This is a genomic window from Pseudoalteromonas sp. SG41-5, assembly GCF_014164495.1.
In the GTDB taxonomy this organism is placed as follows: Bacteria; Pseudomonadota; Gammaproteobacteria; order Enterobacterales; family Alteromonadaceae; genus Pseudoalteromonas; species Pseudoalteromonas rhizosphaerae.
In genome coordinates, this window is record NZ_JACJFH010000133.1 from 1 (window position 1) to 8,594 (window position 8,594).

The 8,594-nt window shown below is 40.8% G+C and carries 10 protein-coding genes; all 10 read right to left on the reverse strand.

Features of this window, described 5'->3' with window-relative positions; genetic code table 11:
- Positions 1 to 111 precede the first annotated feature (111 nt).
- Entirely contained in the window at positions 112 to 1,206 is a 1,095-nt protein-coding gene (locus H5232_RS21165; protein WP_149981574.1) for a flagellar basal body P-ring protein FlgI, read from the reverse strand.
- Positions 1,207 to 1,217: 11 nt separating this feature from the next.
- Positions 1,218 to 1,901, reverse strand: coding sequence for a flagellar basal body L-ring protein FlgH (gene flgH, locus H5232_RS21170; RefSeq protein WP_182740804.1), 684 nt, complete (start codon positions 1,899 to 1,901; stop codon positions 1,218 to 1,220).
- An 18-nt stretch (positions 1,902 to 1,919) separates the two neighbouring features.
- Complete coding sequence (gene flgG, locus H5232_RS21175; RefSeq protein ID WP_149981578.1) at positions 1,920 to 2,708, reverse strand: flagellar basal-body rod protein FlgG; 789 nt, start codon at positions 2,706 to 2,708, stop codon at positions 1,920 to 1,922.
- 21 nt (positions 2,709 to 2,729) lie between these two features.
- The gene (locus H5232_RS21180; RefSeq protein WP_182718213.1) at positions 2,730 to 3,494 is read right to left on the reverse strand and encodes a flagellar basal body rod protein FlgF; all 765 of its coding nucleotides are present in this window, start codon (positions 3,492 to 3,494) and stop codon (positions 2,730 to 2,732) included.
- Between the two features lie 159 nt (positions 3,495 to 3,653).
- On the reverse strand, positions 3,654 to 5,009 hold the full coding sequence (gene flgE / locus H5232_RS21185) for a flagellar hook protein FlgE (RefSeq protein ID WP_182740803.1): 1,356 nt from the start codon (positions 5,007 to 5,009) through the stop codon (positions 3,654 to 3,656).
- Positions 5,010 to 5,065: 56 nt separating this feature from the next.
- On the reverse strand, positions 5,066 to 5,758 hold the full coding sequence (locus tag H5232_RS21190; RefSeq protein WP_182831461.1) for a flagellar hook assembly protein FlgD: 693 nt from the start codon (positions 5,756 to 5,758) through the stop codon (positions 5,066 to 5,068).
- 14 nt (positions 5,759 to 5,772) lie between these two features.
- Positions 5,773 to 6,204: a flagellar basal body rod protein FlgC gene (gene flgC, locus H5232_RS21195; RefSeq protein ID WP_149981585.1), complete on the reverse strand. Its 432-nt coding sequence runs from the start codon at positions 6,202 to 6,204 to the stop codon at positions 5,773 to 5,775.
- Between the two features lie 2 nt (positions 6,205 to 6,206).
- Positions 6,207 to 6,617, reverse strand: coding sequence for a flagellar basal body rod protein FlgB (gene flgB, locus H5232_RS21200; RefSeq protein ID WP_149981587.1), 411 nt, complete (start codon positions 6,615 to 6,617; stop codon positions 6,207 to 6,209).
- Positions 6,618 to 6,816: 199 nt separating this feature from the next.
- A complete protein-coding gene (locus H5232_RS21205; RefSeq protein ID WP_149981589.1) occupies positions 6,817 to 7,647 on the reverse strand; it encodes a protein-glutamate O-methyltransferase CheR in 831 nt (276 codons plus the stop codon).
- Between the two features lie 20 nt (positions 7,648 to 7,667).
- A partial coding sequence (locus H5232_RS21210; RefSeq protein ID WP_182831462.1) for a chemotaxis protein occupies positions 7,668 to 8,594 on the reverse strand: 927 nt, incomplete at its 5' end.

Consider the following 8,594-nt stretch of genomic DNA (forward strand, 5'->3'; position numbering starts at 1 on the left):
GTTGCGAGTTTGCGAGTTTGCGAGTTTGCGAAAGTATAAAAGCGTTGATTAATTATGCAAGTCAAGGCCCCCTAAATGCAAGTTAACGCAAACTTAGGGGGTCAATATGGTTTAAATAACCACGAGTTGACCGCTAATGGCACCCGCTTCTTTTAATGCTTCTAGTATCGCCATTAAGTCACCAGGCGCTGCTCCAACTTCGTTAATTGCGCGCACTAAATCGTCAAGGCTAACACCGGGGTTAAATACAAAGGCCCGAGAATCATCTTCGTTAACATCAATAATACTTTGATTAGTAACGGCAGTTTCCCCTTCACTTAATGCGTTAGGCTGCGATACATTTTGCTGTTCTGCGATCGTAACGGTAAGACCACCATGGGTAATTGCCGCCGCTTGTAACCGCACGTTTTTGCCGATCACTATGGTGCCAGTGCGTGAATTTACAATAATTTTTGCCGAAGTATCGGCAGGTTTAAACTCTAAGTTTTCAAGCGTAGACAAATAAGCAACACGCTGCGACGCATCACGCGGGGCAATAACACGAATTGAAGCGGCATCAAGGGCATGTGCACTGTCTGGGCCGATAAGCTCATTAATGGTTTGCTCCAAACGTTTAGCAGTAGTGAAATCAGGACGATTTAAATTAAAAGTTATGTAATCACCTTGCATAAAAGGACTTTTAATTGCCCGTTCAACCGTTGCGCCATTTGGAATACGTCCTACCGTGGGCGTGTTCATTACGATCTTACTACCATCAGCTCCTTCGACACCTAACCCGCCAACAATTAGACTACCTTGCGCGATAGCATAAGTATTTCCATCAACCCCTTTCAAAAAGGTTTGTAGTAATGTTCCACCACGTAAGCTACCCGCACTACCAATTGACGATACAGTAATATCGATTGTCTGCCCTGGCTTTCTAAATGCAGGTAATTCTGCATGCACAGCAACCGCTGCTACATTTTTGATTTTGGGTTTTAAATTCGATGCCATGGTAATACCAAAACTATTTAGCATGGCTTTAAAACTTTGTTCAGTAAAACGACTTTGCTCACCGGTGCCAGGTAAACCTACTACCAGACCATAACCAACTAACTGGTTTGAGCGAACACCTTCAACCATTGAGACATCCTTGATACGTTCAGCGCTAGCAATAGAATGCCAAGCTAATAAACATATACACAGCAACGCTTTCAAGCTATTCATATCAACATCCTTTAAAAAGGGAACAGAGAGCTAGTGAAGAATCGAGTTAACCATCCTGCCGTTTGAGTCTCTTGCATTTGCCCTTTACCAGAATACTGAATACGCGCATTTGCGATTCTGTTAGAGGTCACAGTATTATCTGCAGTAACATCTTGCGGGCGAACAAGACCTTCCAAACGAATAAATTCTTCGCCGGAGTTTAAAGTCAGCCATTTTTCACCACGGATCACTAAATTACCATTAGGTAATACCCGCATAACATTTACGGAAATATCACCAAATAAACTATTAGATTGATTTGACTTAGTATCACCTTTGAATTTAGCACCGCTGCCCACACCAAACTGAATACTATCGCCACCAATATTAACCGGTAGTCCGCCTAATCCAATGACAGGATCTAAGCTGGCATCACTTTGTTTATCCGTTTCAGTTTTAGCTGCTTTAGATGATTGCGTCGATTCTTGCAGTTTAACTGTAATAATATCTCCGGTGCGTAACGCTTTTTTATCTGAATATAAATCGTTTGATAAATTGCTATCAAACAATGAGCCTGTCGGCACAACTTGCTCTGCAGCAGGCTCTGGGTACATAGGAGCATAGTATGGATCATCTTGAACCACGCTGTGGTTTTGAGTCGTCATACAACCACTCAATATAAATGCACCCGTTAAGACTATAGATAAATTACGCATAACTTTGCTCCGAATTAGTTAAAGTTGCTGACTGATGTAACTCATCATTTCGTCAACCGCTGAAATCACCTTTGAATTCATTTCATAGATACGTTGAGTTTCAATTAGGTTAACTAACTCTTCGGTTACATTTACGTTAGAGGTTTCAAGTGCGCCTTGGACAACAGTGCCTAATCCTTCTAGACCAGGGTTACCTTGTACAGGTGCGCCACTGACGGCCGTTTCGGTATATAAATTTTGGCCTACAGGCTCTAGACCTGATGGATTGATAAAGTCACTGATCGTTAACTGACCAATCACCACATTCTCAGGTTGTCCTTCTATTTTCACAGACACCTCACCATCTTGTGATACGGTAATTGACTTCGCATCATCAGGTACATTCATTTCTGGCTGCACAGGAAAACCTGCACCAGCAGTAACAATACGACCATCCTCATCCGTGGTAAATTGACCATTTCGAGAATAGGCGATATTGCCATCGGGCTGTAAAACTTCAAAAAAACCTGGCCCTGATATCATCCAATCCAATGAGTTTTCAGTGGTTAACATGTTACCTTGAGAAAAGTTCTTCTGATTAGCAACTACTTTGGTACCAGCACCAAGCATCAGACCAGAAGGCATCTCTGTATCTTGTGATGAACGCCCCCCTGGCTGATTAATATTTTGATAAAGCAAATCTTCAAATACAGCACGACTTTTCTTATAACCAACAGTACTGGCATTGGCTAAATTATTTGAGATAACCGAAATATCGGTTTGTTGAGCATCAAGCCCCGTTTTACTTATCCACAATGCAGGATTCATATTAATGTCCTCTCAATAAAGTTAAACAATACGCAGCAATTGAGTTTGACGTTCGTCAATTTCTTCAGCCGTTTTCATTAACTTAACTTGTAATTCAAATTGGCGTTGATGGCTTATCATATCCACCATCTCATGTACCGGATTCACATTTGACATTTCCAAAGTGCCACTCATTACTTTCACATCATTAGAGATGTCACAAAATCCACATATACCATTTTCCAGTAATTCGGGTTTTGGTCGAAATAAGCCATCATTGCCTTTTTCAAGCTCAGAATTATTTGCCTTAATTACCTTCAAACGGTCAACAACTTCTAAAAAGTTAGCCGGCGCACCTTGCGGGCGAACTTGGATTGAACCATCGTCACTAAATTCGACTTTCTCCACTGGCAATGGCAAAATAATCGGTCCACCTTCGCCAATAACTTGACGCCCGTGACTGGTGATCAAAGCGCCATCAGGGGTGATATTCAACGTGCCAACTTTAGTATATGCCTCATTCCCTGAAGCATCTTGCACTGTAAGCCACCCTTTATCGCTCATAGCAATATCAAGATCACGTCCAGTTTCAACAATACCGCCGGAAGTCATATTAGAGCCTGGCCGTTCCTGCATAGTAAAAACACGTGTCGGTAAGCCTTCACCAAAAGCTTGCATTGAGCGCGCTTGCGCGAAGTCAGCTTTAAAGCCTGTGGTATTGGCATTTGCTAAATTATTTGCTTTAAGCTCTAGGCCCCGCAAACTTTGCTTAGCTCCAGACGCTGCAATGTAGACCATCTTGTCCATAACATCGACTCACGTTAAAAATCTATAACATGACAAATGCAAGATAAGTGCCACAATAAAATGACGTAATAAATTACAAAATATAATCAAGCACAAATAAAAAAGGCTGCTAATAAATAGCAGCCTAGGTGTCGGATTGTAAAAAATATTAAAACGAGATTAACGGATCTGCAAAATAGCTTGCTGTAGTGTTGAATTCACTTCGAGTGCACGCGAGTTAGCTTGGAAGTTACGCTGTGCGCTGATCAAATCAACAAGCTCATTGGTTAAGTTCACGTTTGATTGCTCTAATGCTGATGAGCTAATCTTACCAAATGCGCCTGAATTTGCTTCACCCGCTACAGGGTCACCTGAAGTTAAACTTTTCTTCCATGACGTATTGCCTACTTGTTGTAACCCCTGTGAATTGGGAAAACGGACTAACGCAACTTGACCTAGGTAGTTAGAGTCACCATTACTATAAGAAGCAACAATTTTTCCATCAACACCAATGTCTATATTTGCCAACCGTCCCACAGCAGCACCATCTTGAGATAATACTTTATTTTCAAACTTGCCTGCATGCTGGGTCGGGATTTTTGCAGAGGTACCTGCTTCATCACGCCAGTTGATAGTTACATTATTAGGAAAGCTAGCACCATTGCTTAAAAACCCTGTCAAATTAGTGCTATCTAACACAACAGGGTTAAATGTATTGCCTGTATTTGCGGTACCATTGGTGTTAAGTGGTAAGCCGTTCGCATCAAACTGAAATGTTGAAATTGGATTAAATGGTCCAGTAGCGCCTTGCGAGCTTCCATCAGGATTGAATGCTTGACCGTCTAACGTGGCATAGGTTTGCCACTCATTAGCATTACCTGTAACAGCTGCATCCGTTTTCACAAAAAACAATTGCATAGTATGCGGCTCACCTAGCGAATCATAAACATTGGTTGAGGTAGAGTGAGTATATGACCCTGATTGAGTTGGATCAAATGGTGTAATAGTCGGTGTATCTTTGGTCGAATCCAATCGAAATGACGAATATACACTTGAGGTAGCCCGCGGGGAACCTGATGAATCAGGAATTTGAATCGCCCCAGAGGAGGTTAAACTTACTGATGTTGCATCTCCACTAATTTCATCAACAGGAAAGCCTTGTAAGTAATTACCTTGTGCGTCAACGATAAAGTTATCTTTATCTAATTTAAACGCCCCTGCACGAGTGAATGTTTTATCTTGTGAGCCTAACTCATTGCTAAGAGCAAAGTATCCTTCACCTCCTATAGCAAGATCGAGTGAATTTTTAGTGCCTAATGTTGAACCTTGATGAAACTGCTGTGCTACAGATGCTGTTTGTACACCATCACCATTTTTAGTTTTACCCGAAGAAAAAACTGATGATGAATAAACATCGGCAAACTCAGCTCTCGATTCTTTAAAACCGTAGGTATTTACATTAGCGATGTTATTAGCAGTAACATCCAAATCTTTTTGTGCGGCAGCAATGCCAGTTAATGCAATATTAAAACTCATAATTCACCTCTAACCTATAAAATTTAGCCAATAGGCTAAAAAATAAATAAAATTTATCACGCAATTTCTGCTACATCAGACAGCTTAACTGCCCCTTCTTTAGTATTAATAATAATACCGTTAGCGCCATTAATATTGACGCTATCAATATTTTTATAAGAGGCCATGGGTAAACTAGTAAATTCTTCGCCCATGTTGCCCTCTGCTTTGATATTGTATTCTCCTGGCGGAAGGCTCTCACCGTCTTTATTTTTTCCATCCCAGTTAAAACGTAAGCCACCAGCAGGTTTATCACCTAACTCAATTATTCTCACTAGTTGTCCGGAAGCATCTGTAATACTGAGCCTTAAATCTTTAACGGGACTTTCAACAGCAATCATGCCAGAGACATCACCACTGCTGTTAAGATCTAATGTATCTGATTCAACTAAAGCTTTTTTACCTACCAGAGTTGATGCTTGCAACGCTGAGTTAGAGGTCATTGAAGCAGCTAAAGACTCAAACTTTGAATTTAAATTTGAGATACCTTCTGCCATGGTAAAGTTCGTCATTTGTGCAATCATTTGGTCGTTGTCCGCAGGTTTACTGGGATCTTGAAACGACAGTTGCTGCGTTAATAATGAAAAGAAATCTTCTTGCGTTAATGCATCACTTTTCTTTTCACCAGTCTTTTCGTCAGCCTCTTGTTTACTCGGCCAACGAAGCGAATCTATATAGCTCGATGATGCAGTATTTATGTCGTTACTCATAATCTAACCCTCAATTACCGCTGCCCAAGCAACAGTGTTTTACTTAACATTTGCTTCGCTGCATCAGCAACTTGCACATTGGTTTGATAAGAGCGTGAGGCGGAAATCATATTAGCCATTTCTTCAACGACATTAACGTTAGGTTTGTAGATATAACCATTTTCATCCGCACTGGGGTGATTTGGGTTATATTCAATTTGCAGTGGTTTATTACTCTCTACAATGCCTAGTACTTTAACGCCAACAGACGATCCCTGCGTATTACCAGTTGATTCTGATGCTTTCATCAGTTCAGCTGCAAAAACAGGGTGACGCGCCCGGTAAGTTTTGTCTTGGCTTGAGCTAATGCTATTGGCATTGGAAATATTACTTGCGGTGGTGTTCAAACGCACATTTTGCGCACTCATACCACTACCTGAAATATCAAAAACGTTATATAAACTCATGCTTAGGCTCCTTGACTACCGAGGGCTTTTTTAAGGCCTTTAATTTTACTACTCATAAATTGCAGGCTTGCCTGATACTCTAATGAGTTCTTTGTATACAAGTTTCGTTCCACTTGTATATCAACCGAGTTACCATCACCTGTATCTGCTTGATTTGGCGAACGAAACATTTCACTATTACCGATATAACGACTACCACCTGCAATGTGATTCGGGTTAGTTGTTACCATGTTATTGCCGCCTTGCTGGTGGCTTTTTGCCGCTTTCAATGCTGAGGCAAAGTCGATATCCTTCGCTTTATAGCCCGGCGTATCAGCATTAGCGATATTGGTTGCTAATAACTCAGCACGTTGCGAACGGATCAACATTGCATGAGGATGAACCCCAAATGCTTTATCAAAACTGATAGCCATAACCATCTCCAAAAAATTGACTTAAGATGATTAATGCAAAAGGTGAGCCAACTAGGTTAGTGTTTTATGATGTGTTTAATTTTTGATTTAAAAAGAAAAACGATGTGGAGGCACATCGTTTTATCGTATTCTAGATTCGGCTTTACTACCGATGAGACTTGAGTTACTTGCGTTTTAGCGCGTTATTTACGCTGGTAAGTTATTTCTTTTGATAAATAATACCAGGATTACAGCGTACCATATCAAACTCGTTACTTAACCCTGACATAGACTCTGAAGCACCTAAAAATAAATACCCCTTAGGGTTAAGTGCTTGAGCAAACTGAGCAATAATTTTGGCTTTCACCTCAGGTGCAAAATAAATCAGCACATTACGGCAAAAAATAATATCAAATTTGCCCATTAGTGCGTATGAATCTAATAAATTAAGGTGTCGAAAACTCACTAATTTTTTTATTGAGTCGTTAACTTGCGCCATCCCATTGCCGCTATCTTTGAAGAACTTCTTCCTGCGCTCTACCGACAGCCCTCTAGCTAAAGCAAGAGAGTCATATTCTGCATGTTTACACATATCTAACATAGTATTAGAAATATCGGTGCCGATGATCTGCGCGCCCATTTTTAATACACCCGGCTGCTTAGCTTGAAACTCAGCGACCGACATGGCAATAGAATATGGCTCTTGTCCTGAGGAACTTGCCGCTGACCAAATTTTCAACGGTCGACGCAACTCTTTATGCTCTGGGAATAACTTACTTTGTAATAGTTCAAACGGGTATTGATCCCGAAACCATAAAGTTTCATTGGTCGTCATAGCATCAACAACTGCGGCACGTAACTGCCGCTCATGCGGACTCAGTGTTTTACTGACCAATTGTGACAATGACTCAACATTGAAACGAACCATTAGCGGAGCAAGCCTGCTTTTGACTAAATAAAGCTTATTATCACCCAAAACAATGCCACATTGTTGCTCTAAAAAAGAACGAAACTGATCGTACTCGCTTTGTTGTAAATGCTTATTTTCCAAAGTAACACCGCCTTTTCAAATTAGTCACAATGAACCCATTTTTTCACTGCTGTAGCTAACTCATCCGGATTGAACTTAGCAATAAAGTCATCAGCCCCCACTTTTTCAATCATCGCTTGATTGAACACACCACTGAGTGATGTATGCAGAATAACATGTAATGGGGCTAACTTTGGATCTGCTTTTATTTCAGCCGTGAGGGTATAACCGTCCATTTCTGGCATTTCAACATCAGAGATCAATAAACCAACTCGCTCGGTAATATCATGCTTACAGTCAAGTGCAGCAATTTCCCGGAGGCGAATTAATGCTTCTTTCCCGTTTTTAGCAAGCTCAGTCTGCACGCCTAACGGCTCTAGAGCACGTTTGACTTGATTACGAGCAACGGCAGAGTCATCGGCAATAAATACGATGCGCTCACCTAAGTCTTTTTGAATTTCACCATCATTAGCTATTGCTGCACTGACTTCAGTATTTACCGGGCAAATTTCATTTAATATTTTTTCTACATCAAGAATTTCGACTAACTCATTTTCAATTTCTGTCACTGCTGTTAAATACGAATATCTGCCAGCCCCAGACGGTGGCGGCATTATTTTTTCCCAATTCATATTTACAATTCGCTCAACGCCGCCAACCAAAAAACCTTGTACGGAGCGGTTATATTCAGCAATGATAATAAAACTATCTTTAATATTCTCGATCGCAGGGCCACCTACAGCCATTGATAAATCAATAACAGAAATAGTTTGCCCACGTATATGTGCGACACCTCTTACATAGGCATTCGACTTCGGCATGTTTGTTAAAGGAGGGCATTGCAGTACTTCTCTCACTTTAAACACATTAATACCAAAGCGCTGCCGCCCTCTTAGCTTGAATAATAATAATTCAAGACGGTTTTGCCCAACCAATTGAGTACGTTGGTTAACTGAGTCTAAAATGCC

What these genes read in the sequence shown, in the direction of transcription:
- H5232_RS21180 (WP_182718213.1), bottom strand. Translation starts at nt 3,494, where the DNA reads ATGGACAAGATGGTCTACATTGCAGCGTCTGGAGCTAAGCAAAGTTTG.
- H5232_RS21165 (WP_149981574.1), bottom strand. Translation starts at nt 1,206, where the DNA reads ATGAATAGCTTGAAAGCGTTGCTGTGTATATGTTTATTAGCTTGGCAT.
- flgE (WP_182740803.1), bottom strand. Translation starts at nt 5,009, where the DNA reads ATGAGTTTTAATATTGCATTAACTGGCATTGCTGCCGCACAAAAAGAT.
- flgB (WP_149981587.1), bottom strand. Translation starts at nt 6,617, where the DNA reads ATGGCTATCAGTTTTGATAAAGCATTTGGGGTTCATCCTCATGCAATG.
- flgC (WP_149981585.1), bottom strand. Translation starts at nt 6,204, where the DNA reads ATGAGTTTATATAACGTTTTTGATATTTCAGGTAGTGGTATGAGTGCG.
- flgG (WP_149981578.1), bottom strand. Translation starts at nt 2,708, where the DNA reads ATGAATCCTGCATTGTGGATAAGTAAAACGGGGCTTGATGCTCAACAA.
- H5232_RS21190 (WP_182831461.1), bottom strand. Translation starts at nt 5,758, where the DNA reads ATGAGTAACGACATAAATACTGCATCATCGAGCTATATAGATTCGCTT.
- flgH (WP_182740804.1), bottom strand. Translation starts at nt 1,901, where the DNA reads ATGCGTAATTTATCTATAGTCTTAACGGGTGCATTTATATTGAGTGGT.